Consider the following 16,423-nt stretch of genomic DNA (forward strand, 5'->3'; position numbering starts at 1 on the left):
CTCCTACCGCATGCGCGGACGCGAACTCGGACGCGTCCCCACCGACCGAACCGACAACGACTGAACCCCCACAAAAGGGTCCGTTTTCACCCGGCCAAAGTGGGTCACGATTCACCCGCCGCCGACAGCTCACCCCTGAAGCGGTGGAACTGGCGTTCAACGCCATGTCACCGCAGGGGAGGCAGGCCCTGCTGCGCCAGCTGGGCATCCGGCTGGCAGCTCCGCGGCGGGCGAGCAAGTCCCTCTGCCGCGACGTGCTTGCCCGCTTACGTCGCGATGCGCGGCAGCAGGGCTGCTCCTGCGCTGCCCAGGGGCTCACGCGGCTGATCTTTGACGATGTGGTCGGCGCTGCTTGGCCGGTGGAGGGAGGAAACGCGGCGGACCCGGTCGCACGTTGGGGCGAGGTTCTGGTCAGGGTGACGGTCTTCAGCTGGTGTCACGCTTCCACTGCGGACGCGCAGATCTATGTGTGGGCCGCTGACCAGGGCTGGCTCGGCCTCGGTACGGACGTGAAGGAGCTCGACGATGTCCGAGCTGCTGCGGTCGCCGTCCTGGAGGCTGCCCCGGAATCCACGTCCTGTGCGGCCGAAGAGCCCGAGGAATCGCCCGGCTCGCCGTCCTCTCCACAAGATGGAGACCGTCCCCATACGGAGGCGGCGCCACGTCCGGAGTCTCCCGACGCGATGGTGTTCGCGGCCTACGACGTGTTGCAGGTATCCGTCCCTGCCGCGCGCGAGGCGGTCGGGAACATCTCCGACGCCCTGGACGACGGGCGCCCGCCTGCCGACGAGGACTTACAGAAGGTCTCCGACCTTTCCGCCGTCTTCGACCGTGCCCAGGAGGCACTGGCGGCCATCGGCATGGCTGACGTACCTCGTCGGTTGGAGGACCTCTCCCGGGCCGTGGAAGCACATCGCGTGGAGCGCGGGGACCGTGCTCTGCGCGAGGCCCTGCGTGCTCTGCTGACCATTCGGTGCGCCGAGGGCAGCGTGGCCGTCCAGGCGCTGGAGAAGACGCACGATCACTCCGAGCGACTGCTGAAGAAGCCTGCTTGGGACGAGACGGAGCGCGCGCAAGCGACGTCGCTCACCATCCTGGTGGAGATGGTCGAGCTGGCGAACTCGGCCGATGCGCTGCAGCAGATCATGACGCTGGCGCAGCAGTTCGGCCAGGCCTTGCCCGACTGCGGCCTGGCCGCCCTGATGTATGCGGATCTGTCCTTCGCAGAGTCCGACATGGACGAGATGTGTCGTGACGACATGCGGGAGCCGGAGGGGACACCGCCACAGCAGGAGACGCTGCTCGCGTCGCCTGCCCCGAACGCCGGCGAGGCTGAGGCAGGACCCGATGAGCTCGAGACGACGGGGCGGAACGCCGTACCCGACGGACCTGAGCCGACTGTCGAGATCACGGCTGTTCCCGTCGTCGCGGCCGATGAGCAGCCCGCGTCCAGTGAAGGCCCGGAGCCCGAGCCTGTTCTTCTGCCTGCTTCTGTCGCCGCTCCGGGAGACCGACCTGATGACGAGTCGGCCCGCGGAGGCGCCCGGGCGCCGGAAGCGCAGCCGGTGATCGGCCCGCCGTCGGCGGACGTCGAGGCCCGGCTCGCCCGACTGGTCGCCGAGCGCCGCTTCGGGCTGGCCGCCCACGTGTCCCGCGCCGCGGGGCGTCCGGAGGCTGAGTCCGCAGCGCTGCGCCTGGCGGCCGCCGCCGCAATCCTGCGTCCGGGAGTCGGCGGTGCCGCTCGAGTCGTCACTGAGGAACTGCAGCAGTGGGGTGCCCTTGACAACCATGATGCGGAGGGCACGGAACTCCTGTTGTTCCCCGCACTGGTCCGCGCTGCCCTGGTCACGGGTGAGCATGTGACCGGGGCCCAGCTCAAGGCGCTGGCGCCGCGCCTGCCGGAGAGCCTGTCCACCGTCGTCATCGCCGTTGCGGACCGAGTGCTCAGCAATGCCCTGACGCTGGCACCGCCGATGGCTGTCATCGCGGATGTGTCCGAGTCCGAGGCTCGGCTGAACGAGATCACCGAGCAGTGTCGGGCTCTGCTCAAGCCGCCACGTCTACGGTTCAACCGGGCAACCTCCTTGGCCAAGAAATGGCTGGCCCAGGACGGCATGCTCGGCGCAATGCTGCGGGACATTGCCGACGGCAAACCGAGCTCCCGCTCGACGGCTCGCGCGGCCGTCGAGCGGCTGGGGCGCCTGACGGAGGTCCACAGCGAGATCGACCGCTTGGACAAGGAGATGCGGGGCTCCAGTGGCCGTCCCCTCCAGGGCTCCGGCCGTCAGGATCTCGTGCACTTGGTCGATCGGGTGGTGGACTGCACGAAGACGTGGCTGGAGGCCACCGAGGTCCTGAAACGCGGCGACGCGGCCGAGAGTGAGTGGGCCGTCCGGGAGATCGCCGCCATGCGCCGGGAGGTGCTCGGCCTGCAGGACAGCGTCCTCACTGATGTGGATGCTGCCATGGGGCGGACCGGATTGTTGTCCGCTGCCGCGGCGAAGGCCGCGCGCGAGTCACTCGTCGCTCTCTTCCAGGAGCTCGACCGAGGCGCGGCCGTGCAGTGGTCGGCGGACGAGCCCGACGCCCGTCAGGTGATCGACGCGGAATTGCTCAAGGTCCCGCTGGCACAGGGCGGTAGTCCGTCCCTGCGGGATCTGCTCGCGGCGGCGGACAGGACGTGGAACGAGGCTCTGGAGCTCCAGGAGGAGCAGGACGCCTTCGGTGCCGCGCACAGCATCCTCGACCTCGCCGACCAGGGCGCGTTGCCGGGCGCGGGGACGGGGATCGATCCGGCATGGCGTATGCGCCTGCGGGAGACCGAAGCGCGTAGGCGTTTCGAACTGGGCAAGTGCCACGACGGGCTCGTAGCCGAACTGCGGCGGGCACAGGCCGACGGGGCGCTCTCCGACGACCATGACGTGCGGCTGCAGGAGCTGCTGACCGATGGCCGCCCAACGGCGGACGACGGGAGCCCGCGTGAGCTGAGCACGGTACGGCGGCTGCTCGGTGAAGTGGCGGAACTGCTGCCCCGCTACCGTGAGGAGGCCGCAGGCCGGCTGCGGGCGCGCCTGGACGCGTTGCCCGACGTCACCGATGACCAGCGGGCCCAGGTACTGCGCAACTTGGACACCGGGGGATTTGCGACGGCCGCGGACCTCGTCTACTTCCTGGAGCTGGGGGAGCCGGTACCGGAGATCGAGGCGGAGGCATCGCATCTCGGGGACTTCTACCCCACCGTTCCCGAGGGGTTGCCCGAAGGTGTCACCACGGAGCTGATCGGCATGGTGCGTGAGCGCCACAAGCATCCGGTACTGTCGGCCCTGGACTACAGCCACCTGTCGACCGACGAAGCGGCACGGGCTGCGAATGCCTTGACCTTGTGGAAGGAGCTGGCGGGCACCGAGCCCAGGGAGCGGCAGAGCGCCAGCGCGAAGGAACTGCTCCTGCCGTCCCTTCAGCTCCTGGGGTACGAGGCCAAGCGGGCACGGTCTCTGCGTGACCTGCCCCGGAGTAATGAGTACCGATTCGTCGATGTTGTCGACATCGAGATCAACGGCCGGGCCTGGGTACCCGCCTTCGGTACGAAGATTCTTGAACACGGCGGACGCATGCGCGTGCTCATGGTCTGGGGCCGTCCCTCGGCGCAGCTTCTGCTGAGCCGGGTCGAGAAGGAGCCCAGCCGTGAGAGCCTTCTCGTCGCTTACTTCGGCACCCTCGGCAGGGAGGCGCGGGCTGAGCTCGCGGCGGCTTCCGCCGGCCCGCTGATGGTGGTGGACGATGCGGCCCTTGCATACCTCGCCGCTCACGGGAACCGTCAGGTCAGCGTCGCCACCGAGATTCTGCTGCCGTTCTCCGGTGTGAATCCGTACATCAAGGAGAAGCGAGGTGGGATCGGCCGGGAGATGTTCTACGGACGCGATGCCGAGCGGAAGAGCATCCTTGACCCCGATGGAACGCAGATCCTCTTTGGAGGCCGAGGTCTGGGCAAGTCCGCGCTGCTCAACGATGCCGGTGAGCGTTTCGCCGAACAGCAGCCGGGCTATCACCACCCGGTCTACCTCGATCTGAACCGGTACAACATCGGCCTGGGTAACGCGCTGGGCCCCGAGACGATTTGGAGTGTGCTCGATCGCGAGCTGACCGACCTGGAGGTACTCGCGCCTCCGCAGCGGCGAAAGGCGCAGGCGACCGACCCGTACGAGAGGGTGCGCTCGGGCGTCAAGGAGTGGCTCGCCGTCGACCCCAGGCGTCGGCTCCTGATCCTGCTGGACGAGTGCGATCGCTTCTTCGAGGCCGACGTGCCGCACTGCACTCAGACTCAGCGGCTCAAGGGGCTGTGCATGGACAACCGGAACCGGCTGAAGGTTGTTTTCGCGGGACTGCACTCGGTGCAGAGGTTTACCCGGCTGGCCCGCAACGGCCCGTTCCGCCACCTTGCGCAGACCCCGACGGTCGTCGGACCGCTTCGCCCCCAGTACGCTGCCGACCTCCTGGTCTTTCCCATGCGAGCCCTGGGCTTCGAATTCGCCGATGTGGATCTGGTGAACAGGGTGCTGGGCTACTGCTCGTACCAGCCCTTCCTGCTCCAGATGTTCGGCAGCCGGCTGGTCGAGGTGACACAGCGCCGGCGTACCCGAAGCGACCTCGTCGGGCCGCCGTTCACGATTGAGGCGGCCGATGTCGAGTCGGTGGAGTCCGATCCCTGGCTGAGGGAGGGCATTACCAAGGCGTTCAAGGAGACTCTGGACCTGGACGACCGCTATCGGGTCATCGCCAACGTACTGGCTTGGTATGCGCGGGAAAACGGCCTGGAGACCAGGCTGAGCGATGTGGAGCTGAGGGACGAGTGTGCCGGCTGGTGGCATGAGGGCTTCAAGCAGCTGGACAGCGAAGGATTCCGCACCTATCTGCAAGAGATGGTCGGACTCGGCGTGCTCGCCCCTAACCATGATGGGCGGGGCTGGCACCTGCGCGGCCCCAACGCGCTCCGCATGATCGGCAATGCCCAGGAGGTCGAGACCCAGCTGCAGAGCGCCGAGAACGAATGTCGTCTGGAGGAGACCGTCGTCTTGGAGGGCAGGCCCGAACTGGCCGACGGCCGGGCCGCTCCGCTGACCGTCAGCCAGATCGATGACCTGCTCGGCGACCGCGCCAACCAGACCAGGGTCGTCCTCGGCACGCCCGCCACCGGCATCGGCGACGTCGCGGACACGTTGCGCGCTGTCACCGGCAGGGTGGCGGGCTGGAGCATGCCCGCCATCGGGCGCATCGGTGTCTTCCGGCAGGCGCTGGCCGAGGGGTGGCCCGGTGAGCGTCGGGTGATCGTCAGCGACCTTGCGGCCCGGGAGGTGAACGAGGAACACTGCCGGGAATCGCTGGAGCTGGCCCAGACCCTTCTGCCCGAGCGGCCGGGAGTCACGCGGGCCGTCGTCCTTGTTGCGGGCCCCGGCCAGCCGTGGCTGTGGCGCGAGTTGTTGTCGGACGCCGAGACCGCGGCGTCCCTCGTGGTCGCGCTGCGTCGGCACGATCGGCGCAGCCTGAAGTCGTGGACCCAGGGCAAGGGGTTGTTCGACACCGACGACCGGCTGACACGGGCCCTGGAGGTGACCGGTGGCTGGCCGGTCCTGCTGGACCGTGCCGTTGAACTGCACCGCTCGTGCCGGGATGAGGCCCACGTACTGCGCAAGCTCACCGATGAGCTCCAGAGCGCCGGAGTGGCGGCCCGGCTGGTGGAGGCTTCGGGCCTGACTGCAGATCCGCTTATCGCCTTGGGGTATCGGGCCGTTGCCAAGGAGTTCGGTAACACCTGGACCGATGAAGGGGACTTCCTCACCGCCATGGAGCTGGCGGGGCTGAGCGAGCAGGAGGCCCGGTGGGCCTGCACCTACCTGGAAACGTTGCAGGCCCTTGAACGGGAGGGTGCTCGGCTGATGGTGGAACCCGTTCTGCATAGCTGCTGGTCGCGCTGCTGACGGCGGCCACCTGAGCTTTGAACTGCAGGTATTAGTGCCCTCGCGCCTTCACAAGAGGAGCGGGGGCACAGGTATGCTGCTGTGCTCTGCGGTTTCGGGTGGGGGCCCGAGGGTAGGATCAGGAAGATGGAATCGTAAAAATGTTCGATGCTTCTGGTTGTGTCAAGGTGGCCGCGAGCTGGGGGTTGGCTCAATCGCTCGCAGTAGACTGAAATCCGAGTCAAATGATCATGGCTATGGGGGGCTTCTGTCGCGAGAGGTCGCGCGGCAAGATGTCGATTCAAGGAAGAACAGCATGACGCAGCGTGACGAGCGGGTGCTGGTGACACTCGCTGAGATCGCCCGGTTCGCCGGGGTCGGACGGGCCGCCGTCAGCAATTGGCGGCGGCGGTTCGACGACTTCCCCGCCCCTGTGGGGGGGAGCGATGCCAGCCCTCAGTTCGCACTCGACACGGTCGAGGAGTGGCTGCTCGCCCGTGGGAAGCTGCGTACCCCCAGCAGGGCCCTCGACCGGCTCTGGCCGCACATCGAGGCACTCGGCGACCGTGACCGGATGGGGCTGGTCATCGCCGAGGCCGGTCTGAGGCTGGCCTCCGCCTCCGTTCCGCCTCCGTGGCCGACCGGAATGCCCGAGCTGTCAGTCGATGAACTTCACCTGGTGGACGAGGCCGTGCGGGCTCGACTGGTCATCGGCGGGGGTGAGGTCTTCGCCTTTCTGCTGGAGCGCTGGCTGAGCGCACACGTTCGGCAGATCGCCACGACCTCCGTGCCGCTCGCCGGACTCATGACGGCGCTGGCCGACGAGGTCCACGAGGGCGGCTCGGCGCGGTATGTGGTGGACCCGGCCTGCGGAACCGGCACCCTGTTGCTGGCTGCAGCCCGGAAGTGGTCGGGGCAGGAAGCAGTGCGGCTCGCAGGCTTCGACAGCGATGCCGTTCTCGGGCGGCTGGCCGCGGCCCGACTGTCGCTGGCGACGGGATTCACGGAAGGCGACGTCGCTGTCGCGGATACACTGCGTGATGACCCTCATGCTGGGGTGCGCGCAAATGTCGTCTTGTGCAACCTCCCGGCCAACGAACGCCATTGGGGTCACGACGAGCTGGCCACCGACCGACGGTGGCTTTTCGGCCAGCCGCCCCGCACCGAGTCGGAGCTCGCCTGGGTGCAGCACATCGTGTCTCGCCTGGCTGAGGACGGCGTTGCGGTCGTCCTGCTCCCCCCGGCCGTGGCCTCGCGGCGGGCGGGCCGCAGGATTCGGGCGGGACTGTTGCGTGCTGGCTCCCTGCAGGCGGTCGTCGCGTTGCCACCAGGGGCCGCGCCACCGTACGGAGTGGGGCTGCACCTGTGGGTGCTCCGCCCACCGCGTGCGTATACCGACGCGACCGGCGTCCTGTTGATCGACGCGGCGGACTGTCGGCACACCACGACCGAAGGGGGCTCGCAGGTCGTCGACTGGGACGCCGTGCAGGATCGTGTGATTGCGGGTTGGCGGGGTGAGGCCCCACCGGGTGCTGTGACGGTGCCGCTTGTGGATCTGCTCGGGGAGGAAACCGACCTCACGCCCGCTCGCCATGTGCCGCCGGCCGCCGTTGCCTCCGCTGTGGAGCTGGGCAGATCCTGGGACCGGTTCGACAGTGCGCTGGCGGCCGTGCGTGATGCGGGCCGTGTCGTGCGCTCGGTGACTCCGGCGCATGAGCTCCAAGGACGGATAGCCGTCACCGTGGGGGAGTTGGAGGCTGCCCGCGCCATCAGGCTGACGCCGGGGGGACCGCTGCCGGAGGCCGCGCTGCGGCGGGGGCCTCGTCCCGACCATGGAGTACCGGTGTGCATGGCCGCCCGCATGGGGGAAGGTCAGGGTGAACAATGGTGGCTGGCCGCCGACGACGTGGAGCGAGGGGAGCAGGAGCGAGAGCTGACCGTCACTGCCTTCGGCGACGTCGTGGTCGTCGCCACGTTCGCGGAGTTCGACGCGTGGGTCGAGACATCGGCGGCGACTGTGCTCGGTCCGCACGTGCACCGTTTGCGGGTTGATCCCGAGCGGCTCGATCCCTGGTTCCTCGCGGCGTGTCTGAGGGTCCGCTTCAATGCGCGCCAGGCGGGTACCCACGCCTCGGTCAGCTCGCGTGTGGATGTGCGGAGGCTGAGGGCGCTGCGGCTACCAATCGACGAGCAACGGCATTACGGAGCGTTCCATCGGCGGTTGCTCGAATTCGAACAGGCCTCGGCCGATCTGGCCTTGGCGGGAGGGGAGTTGAGCGGTTCTCTGTCCGAACTCCTGGCGGTCGGGCAGCTCGCCGTGGGGTGAAGTGCGGGCCGGTCAGGCTGGTGGCAGCCCGTCCAGGAGTGCCGTCACTGCCTCACGGTGGCCCCATTCGGCGAATTCCTCGCTCGATTCTCTGGCTCGCCGCACCACGCCCAGTGGTGGGTGAGGCAGCAGATTCCGCAGCTCCAGGACGGCAGTCCTCCACGCCGGAAAGGCCTGGTCCGTGCTGTCCTCCTCAGGGATCAGGCACTCGGCCGCCCCGATCAGGGCTTCCAGCAAGCGGGCGTGTTCCGGCGTTCCCGCCTGGGTGGTGTCCAGGTCGCGCACCAGCGTCCGGTACCGCGCGCCCGCTCCGGGCCAGTCTCCGATGTGACGGAGTCCGTCCGCGCACAGGAGCCGCGCTCGTACCACATCCGGGTCCACAGCTCCCCAGGAACGGCGGACCACGGGAAGCATCGCGTTGAGCCGTTCCGCCTCAGGCCCTAGGCCGCCCTCCGTCAGTTCCCGTTCGGTGCGGTCCATCAGAGCCTGGAACGCGGGGCGACCGAGAGCACCGGTGCCACGCCGCCGCACGACAGGGCGACGGCTCCGCGCATTGTCGTCCGGGAAGCGGAGGGCCGGTGCTGTGGCGCCGGGGTCCGTACGGAACGGCAGAGTGGGATCGGGAGCGAGCGCCGGGTCAGGTGCGGGATCACCCAGTTTCGGCAGCAACGGCGTCAGCGCATCGACGGCCTCTTGCGCGGTGGGGCGCAGTGCGGGGGTCTTGGCCAGCATCCGTTCCACCAGATCGGCGAGGCCGGCCGGAAGTCCCCGGATGAGGGCGTCGAGCCGCGGCGCGGGTGAAGTGCAGTGGCGTTGCTCGATGATGTGCGCGGAAGCGCCGTTGAAGACTTCGTCACCTGTGACGAGGCGGAAGGTGATGCAGCCGACGCCGTAGACATCGGCTGCTCCGGTGGGATTGCGTTCCCCGAGGATGATTTCCGGGGCTTTGTAGCCGAGGCTGCCCGGGGTGTGCCCCTCGGTGTGCCGCGTGGCGCTGGGGTCGTCCGGCAGTGCGATGCCGAAGTCCACCACGTAGACCTCCCCGTTGTCGGCCAGTATGACGTTCTGGGGCTTGATGTCGCGATGGATCACCCGTGATGCGTGCACTCGGTCCATGATCCGCAGCAGCTGCACGATGATGGAGACGATCGCGGTGAGGGTGGGCCGGTGCGATGCCAGGAAGTCGCGCAGGTTCTTGCCGTCGACGAACTCCGTGACGAGGTACGGCCGGCCGCCGAGGAAGTCGTAGGCGACGAGGCGGGGTATGCCATGCCCGCCCAGCTTCTCGTGCATGTCGCGTTCGCGTTCGAAGCGTTTGAGCTCGTTGGGGCTCAGCTGCCCGGCATGATGGGCCAGGCCCGGCGTGACAGCGTGGGACGGGCGGACCAGGAACTTGATCGCAACGACCTGATCGATCGTCATATCCCTGGCCCGGTAGACGGTTCCCATGCCGCCGCTCTTGGGTGCATGGGTGATTTCGAACCTTCCGGCGAACACCTGGCCAGGTTCCATGCTCCTGCCCTTCCCGCGCGTCCTCATCAGCGGATGTGCTTAGCGTAGTGGAAACACTTTGCAGCATGTCATATCTCTTGACTGTGTACACAGATGCGCCCATGCTGGACCGGTCCCACTCGGCCCCGCCGCAAGGAGACATCGCCCGTGAGCATGTATCAGAAGCCGCCCCTGGTAGGCGGTGACGACCGGCTGATCCGTGTCGGGCTGCCACTGCTTCGGCAGGAGCCGGATGCGTGTCCCGCCGGGCGCGCGCTACGGGCGAGGCCACTGCTCCGGCAGCAGCCCGACCGCAGCCGCCGCAAGCCCGCCGAGGACTTCGCCTTCGCCCCTTGGGGCAGGCTTCTTGACGCCGTGGAGTACGCCGGTGCGGCGCTCGCCGAAGCCGTGGTGGTTCCGGGAAACGTACGTGACTGTTCTGATGCGCATGTGCGTTGGGCCGTCGAGGCCGCCGGCACCTACCTCGCCGCCCGGGCACGCGAGCAAAGCGTACGGGCGGCAGCCGGGCACCCCATCACGCGACCCGTGCGCAACCAGTGGGTGGGATTGCATCAACTGCGTGAACCGGACGGCCGCGGTGCCGACCAGTACGAGCGCACTGCATGGGGACGGCAGTACGCAAGCGACGATGGCTCTCTGCGTGAAATCTGGCTGCCGTCCATCGATTCCGTCAAGCGGGACCGCCCGATGCCGGAGATCGCGGCCGCCGCCCACGTCGCCGCGACCGGCGTTCCCGTCGCTCCGGCCTACGGGAAGCGGGCCCGTATGCCCGCGGAGCCGGGTATACGGCCGCGGCGCGTCAGGATCGTCGGCGTGGGGCTCGGTGACGGCAGTACTCACGTGCTCGCCGACTGGGACGTGGCGGAGGTCGAACACCGATTTACTGAGCACGCGAAGGCGCTGATGGCACACGCCGTGGACGGCCGCGCGACACGCCCGGGCCAGGACTGCGTGCGCTGCGAGGCCCTCAGCGGTTGCCCGGGCGTTCCACGCGTATCCGGCCTACTGGGAGTCCCCGCCCCCCGACGGCCCCGTAAACGGCGCAGCGTGTCCGTATCCGATCTGCGCGCCTACCGGGACTGCCCAGCCCGCTACTACCTCACCCGCGTGCTGAAGCTCAGGGACGGCCGTGCGGAGAACGCGGCGATCCGCCGCGGTCGCGCAGTCGATGCCTGGCTCAACGAGCGCCATGCTGCCCGGCCTTGGACTCCATGCCGATACGCACCACTGCCGGAGTCCTTGCCCGGTCTTTCCGCCGGGGAACTGCCCGCCGCACTCGCCATGCTCCGTCGCCATCGGGGCCGCTGCCCGCTCGACGGCCTCTCGGTAGATGAAATCGTCCAGCCGCAGCGACGGCTCGCGGTGTACGACCCACAGGTAGATGTCGTCGTCATCGCCGACTGCGATCTTGTCTACACCGACAGGGACGGCGTGGTCGTACGGGAGACGAAAACGGCAGCCCACCGCTTCGGCGAACGGCAGGAACTGGTCCGTACCTACCCTCAGCTCGCCCTTGCCGTCCTCCTCATAGCCTCCGGCACGCTCGGCGGGGAACCGCGCCGCTCCCGGGTCGAACTGGAGGTGCTCCGCGAGGACGGCGCGCGGCTCGAGGAGGTCGACCCCTTCGACGCCGTCACCCTCGACCAGTCCCGCCGTGTCATCACGGAGCTTGCCACTCGATGGACAGTCGATGAGACCTACGCGGCAGCCCCCGTCGACGGCTTCGACTGCACCGACTGCGAGGCGCGCCGTTGGTGTACCGCCGCCAGGCCGCCGCTGCGTGAGCGTGCCCACCGCGCCACTGGAGAAGCACCCCGATGACCTTCGAACGCTCCGACACCGTACCTTTCCCGCACGAGGACTGGGCAGCCCATGACGGCGTCCCCCTGCTGCGGACCCTGGCCGGCGCGTTGATCGAGCTGGAGTTCACGACCGGCCTGGAATCCTTCGCCCTGCCCTACCCGCCGGAGGCGCAGCGTGCTCTCGACCGCACGGTGCTCGCGTGCCTGCTCAGTGGGGAGCCGCCGCCGGCCGGGCTCACTGAACTCGTCGACCGCTGTCGTAGTGTCCCACTCGCCGAGTGGCCGCTCCGCCTGCCCCCCGACGCGATCGGCCTTCAGGACCGGCTGCTGGACGAGGAATCCGGGCGGCCCACCGAACTGTGCCATGAGTGGGCCTGGCGGACTCCGGACGCGGCGGTGGAGTTCCGTGAACGGCGGGTCGTGCGCGCAGCGATGCGAATGTGCCAGGAATACGGTGACGAGAAGGCGTACACGGCCTTCCGGGGGCTGCTGGTGCGTCGGCCCGTCCTCACTGCGGCCGAGATGTTCGAGGTGATCGGTGACATGCTCCTCGAGCCCGTCCGCGACCTGATCCGTCAGATCTATCGCCCTGTACCCGACTCGTACCTGCGGGACGGATCGTACACGTGTTGCGAGCGCTGCCTCACTCTCCTGGTCCCGTCGCAGGACGGTGAATGGTGGTGTGAACGCGACCGTTGCCGACGCCAGGGACCGGCACCAGCGGGGCGCCGCATCGAGCGGGAGACGGCCGGTCAGGTGAGCCAGCTCGAGCGGCCGCTACGGCAGTTCGTCACCGGCCCCGGGCGTGCCGAGGCCGACCTTGAGCGGGACCTGCTGGCGCTCGGGCTCGAGGTGCACATGTGGCCTGGATACGACGCCTACGACCTCTTGGTGGTCTTTCCTGACGGTCACCGGTGGGCGATCGACGTCAAGGACTGGGCCCACCCCGTCTTCCTCGGCCGTTCGGCCCGGGCCGTCCCGCACGACCCGCCGTACGACGAGGCGTTCTGGGCCGTGCCGACGCACCGCACCACCGCTCGCACTGGCTACATCGCAGCCTTCGAACGCGCACGGCCCGGGCGGGCCCGTGACCTGTCCCTGTTCACCGATGCCGAGATCGTCGCACGGGCGCGTGCCCGTCTGCGCACTGTGAAAGGAGAGGTCGGCCGTGCGTGACCGGGAGAGTTGGCACAAGCAGGTGAGCAGGGAGCTCGCCCCGGTCTGGAGCGGGTTGCCTCCGGAGCTGGACGGGCTGAAACCCTCCCAGGTGTGTCAGGTGGAACTCGCCCTGCGGCTCATGGAGCGGCTCGCCCCCGACGATTCGGCCGACGGCGCTTATACGCTGCTCGGCGGCTACCCGTTCGCCAGGGCGGCCGGGCTGGCCGGTACTCGTGAACATGACAGCATGCTCGCTGCTGCCCGTCACCTCCTGTGGACGCTGCGCAGGGGGCGTGCCTGGAAGCAGGCGCTCGATGCCTACCGCCGAGTTCCGGAACGGCTACGTGCCTACGAGGTTCCGCGTGAGGGGACCGGCGGGCCTCCCCGTCGGCTGCGGCCCACGGTCGCCGTCGGCCGGATCGCCGTTTACGACGATGCCTTGGCCACTCTGCCCGATTTCGCGCGCAGATCCTTCTCCCTGGCTCCTGCTGGGCGCAGTAACTTCCGGGAACGGCGGCGCACCACGTCCGTCACCATCCCCGCGCAACTCGTCTTCGGGCGCCCGCCGGGTCATGATCTGGCGGCGTCCCGTCCGGGGGGATCTGAGCCGCTGGCCATCACTCGTGCCGAACTCGGTGACACGGCAGGGTGGATGGATGACATGGAGCGGGAAGTCGGCGTGCAGCGGCCCGGGAACTGGGTGGCGCGTCTGGCCGAACTAAGGGTCGCCCCGCGCGACGCCGACGGCCGGGGTTTCACGGACTGTGACGTGCTCCGCTTGGACGGGTTGCTGCACCTGGTCGGCATGGTCGGCGCGGGCAAGAGCACTCTGATGACTTTGATCGCGGTATGGGCCGCCCGCAGGGGGCTGCGTACGACCATCGTCGTAGGTGACGTGGCCGAGCAGCTTCGGTTGTGCGAGCTGTTCACTCAGCTGGAGTTGTCGGCTGTGCCCGTGCTCGGCGCCACGGCGCGGGAGACCCATGTGGAGCGGCTGCACCGTCGGCTCGCCTCGCGGGGCCTGAACAATCTCCTCGACCATGACGCATACGGATTCGATGAACTGAGCACCGTCTGCGTCGTGGACGCCCTGCGTGGCACTGAGGCGGTCGAGCCGCTGCGCTACGCCGATGCGCCCTGTACGGCTCTCCATCCCGAGGAGTCCGAGGCGGTGGAACCGGAACCTGGCGACGGGCTGCCCGGCGTCTGGGAGCCGACGGCGAGGGCGACGGTGAAACGGGAGTCGAAGGCTCGTGTGAATATCGAACTGACTGGTACGCCGCGTGGCTGTCCCCTGTGGGCCGAGTGTCCCCGCCACCGCGCCGCGCGCGACCAGGTGGACGCTTTGATCTGGGTCGCCAACCCGGCCAGCCTGGTGCAGAGCCCCGTCTCCGCTCACCTCAATGACGAACGGCTTCGCCACCTCGAACTGGCCTGTACGCGCAGCGACATCGTCTTCGTCGACGAGGCCGACGCCGTACAGATGAGACTTGACGATCTGTTTGCTCCATCCGCGACGCTCGTTCAACCCGGCCTCGAATCCTGGCTGGACCGGGTGCACACCCACAAGATCGAGGAATTGTCGCGGTACGGGCGCCTTCCGTTGACCGACCGTGAGGTGGAGCAGTGGAACGCCGCGCTCGCTGTCGTCACCGTGGCCACCGATCGCCTCTACCGTCTGCTGATCTCCGACGAGGAGCTGTGCGAGTGGGTGGACACCGAGTACTTCAGTCCTTGGGCGCTCCAGGAGAAGCTCCTCGCCGACTGGTTCGGCGAACTCCCGGGGCCGGACGCCTACCGGTCCACCGGAGCCGATCTCCCCGACGGCGTCGCCGATGAGCGTGACCTGTACGAAGGGTACGAAGACGACGAGGATCCCGAGCCGGAATCCTCCCTCCAGGAGGACCCGCGCCGCACCGAACTGACCGGGTTGCTCGACGCCTTCCGCGATGACCCGCTCGGAGGACACGGCCCGTACGGCACGCGTACCGACGCCATGGTCGAGACCGTTCACGACCTGCTGCACACCCAGTCTCCGGCCCGCAGCCGGGAACGCGTGGCCGCATTGCTGTCCCTGCTGCTCGAGGACATCCCCAGGCTGCCGCCGGGGCGTGACGGCAGCAAGTGGTACGACCTGAATCGCCGCAGGCTGGAATTCACCCTTCTGCTGTCCGCCCTGCATCAGCGGCTGGACCGGCTGACCTTCCTGTGGCCCCAGGTGGAGGCGGCCCTGAGGCTCGACAGCCAGGGCAAGGAACTCGCGCGGCGGGCCCCGCTGGACTACGCCCCTCTGATCCCCGAAGCGCCGATGGGCAACGTCCTCGGCTTCCAGTACCTGCGCGACGGGTGGGAACGTGACCAGGACGGCAGAACCAGCGGCACCCTGCGCTTCTTCCGCTGCGCGGGTGTCGGCCGGGAACTGCTGTCGACCCTGTCCACGCTGGGCGCCGATCCCGCGGCCGGACGTCCCGGCCCCCACGTGGTGCTGATGTCCGGCACCAGCTGGGCCGGAGCATCCACCCGCGCCCACGTCCTCGCCCCTGTCGGCGCGGTCCTGAAACCGTCACGGAAGTCCCTGGACGCGGTGAGCCGCACCACCTTCAGTACCCACTTCCTTTACCACGCGGACACCGGTGAGCCGTTGTTCCTCTCCGGCACGCCCCCGAAGACCCGCCTCGACCAGGCCCGGGCCATGGCCGTCAGGCTCGGACGCCGTGGCCCGGGAGGTTCGGACTGCCCCATCGACCTGGAACTCGCCAAGGTCGCCGACGACCGCCGTAAACGCGCCATTCTGCTTGTCGGCAGCTACAAGGAGGCGTACGCCGTCGCTGACACCCTGTGTGGCGAGGACCGGTGGCGCGAAGGGGTCCGGGTACTCGTCCCCGACATCGCCGACCTCGACCTGGCGCTCGACGGTACCGACCTGAAGCACGCCAGCACCTTGCGCCGGGGCGATCTGGCCATGTTCGCCGACGACCCGACGGCCGAAGTGCTTGTTGCGCCGCTCATGGCGGTGGAACGCGGCCATAACATCCTCAACGCGCATTCCCACGCGGCCTTCGGCACCGCCCTGTTCCTTGCCCGGCCGCACCCACGGCCCGACGACCTCACCCTGGCGGTCTACGCCGTCAACGACTGGGTGTGTCGCTTCGTCCGGGACCAGCCACGCGATGATCACCGCAAGGGCCCGGCCACCTTCAGTGAACTGGTCGCTCTGGCCCACGACCTCGACGAGGCAGGCCGTGCCCTGCGCACCGAAGGCCGCCAGGAGTGGCGGCGTCTGCTCAAGCGCCGCTATATCTACTCCCGTCTCGCCCCTTGGGAGAAACAGGCCTTCGCCTGGGATCAGCTGGTCACGATGTGGCAGGTCATCGGTCGTCTGGTGCGCGGCGGCGTGCCTGCCAGGGTGGTCTTCGTCGATGCCGCCTTCTCCCCGGGGCTTGCTCGCGCCCTCGCCCCCGCGACGGCCGGCGCAAAGCTGCCTGTCGGTGACGGCCTGCTCAAGGCGTTGGAGACCGCCCTCGCTCCCTACTTCTCGCCGACGGCGGACCCCGCCGCCTTCCCAGATCCCGCCGACCCCGTGGTGGCCCGGCTCCTGTATGAGCCGTTCTACGCCGCCCTGCGCTCTCTCGACCATCACGTACGCCGCTGACCACTCCGGGAGCGATGCC

General features: G+C 68.7%; 6 protein-coding genes. 5 read left to right on the forward strand and 1 reads right to left on the reverse strand.

Annotated features, from left to right (window positions below):
* Positions 1–143: 143 nt before the first annotated feature.
* Positions 144–5,975, forward strand: a complete 5,832-nt coding sequence (locus K6I34_RS04295; RefSeq protein WP_229322712.1) for a hypothetical protein — start codon at positions 144–146, stop codon at positions 5,973–5,975.
* A gap of 295 nt (positions 5,976–6,270) precedes the next feature.
* On the forward strand, positions 6,271–8,280 hold the full coding sequence (locus K6I34_RS04300; RefSeq protein WP_229322713.1) for an N-6 DNA methylase: 2,010 nt from the start codon (positions 6,271–6,273) through the stop codon (positions 8,278–8,280).
* Between the two features lie 12 nt (positions 8,281–8,292).
* On the opposite strand, the gene K6I34_RS04305 is transcribed toward K6I34_RS04300, so the two are convergent.
* Positions 8,293–9,729, reverse strand: a complete 1,437-nt coding sequence (locus K6I34_RS04305) for a serine/threonine-protein kinase (RefSeq protein ID WP_229322714.1) — start codon at positions 9,727–9,729, stop codon at positions 8,293–8,295.
* Between the two features lie 216 nt (positions 9,730–9,945).
* Here K6I34_RS04305 and K6I34_RS04310 point away from each other — a divergent pair, with 216 nt between their 5' ends.
* Genes K6I34_RS04310 through K6I34_RS04320 form a run of 3 tightly spaced genes read left to right on the forward strand, consistent with a single transcriptional unit; the run spans position 9,946 to position 16,404 of the window.
* Positions 9,946–11,613 carry a PD-(D/E)XK nuclease family protein gene (locus K6I34_RS04310; protein WP_229322727.1) on the forward strand — a complete coding sequence of 556 codons (1,668 nt, stop codon included), beginning with the start codon at positions 9,946–9,948 and terminating at the stop codon, positions 11,611–11,613.
* Positions 11,610–12,770: a hypothetical protein gene (locus tag K6I34_RS04315; RefSeq protein WP_229322715.1), complete on the forward strand. Its 1,161-nt coding sequence runs from the start codon at positions 11,610–11,612 to the stop codon at positions 12,768–12,770. Before K6I34_RS04310 ends, K6I34_RS04315 begins: the two co-directional genes overlap by 4 nt.
* The gene (locus tag K6I34_RS04320; protein ID WP_229322716.1) at positions 12,763–16,404 is read left to right on the forward strand and encodes a hypothetical protein; all 3,642 of its coding nucleotides are present in this window, start codon (positions 12,763–12,765) and stop codon (positions 16,402–16,404) included. The genes K6I34_RS04315 and K6I34_RS04320 overlap by 8 nt, the downstream gene beginning before the upstream one ends.
* Positions 16,405–16,423: the final 19 nt, after the last annotated feature.

This window comes from Streptomyces sp. UNOC14_S4 (assembly GCF_020740835.1).
In the GTDB taxonomy this organism is placed as follows: Bacteria; Actinomycetota; Actinomycetes; order Streptomycetales; family Streptomycetaceae; genus Streptomyces.

Coding starts and splice junctions, on each gene's coding strand:
- K6I34_RS04300 (WP_229322713.1), top strand. CDS start 6,271: ATGACGCAGCGTGACGAGCGGGTGCTGGTGACACTCGCTGAGATCGCC.
- K6I34_RS04305 (WP_229322714.1), bottom strand. CDS start 9,729: ATGGGAACCGTCTACCGGGCCAGGGATATGACGATCGATCAGGTCGTT.
- K6I34_RS04310 (WP_229322727.1), top strand. CDS start 9,946: ATGTATCAGAAGCCGCCCCTGGTAGGCGGTGACGACCGGCTGATCCGT.
- K6I34_RS04315 (WP_229322715.1), top strand. CDS start 11,610: ATGACCTTCGAACGCTCCGACACCGTACCTTTCCCGCACGAGGACTGG.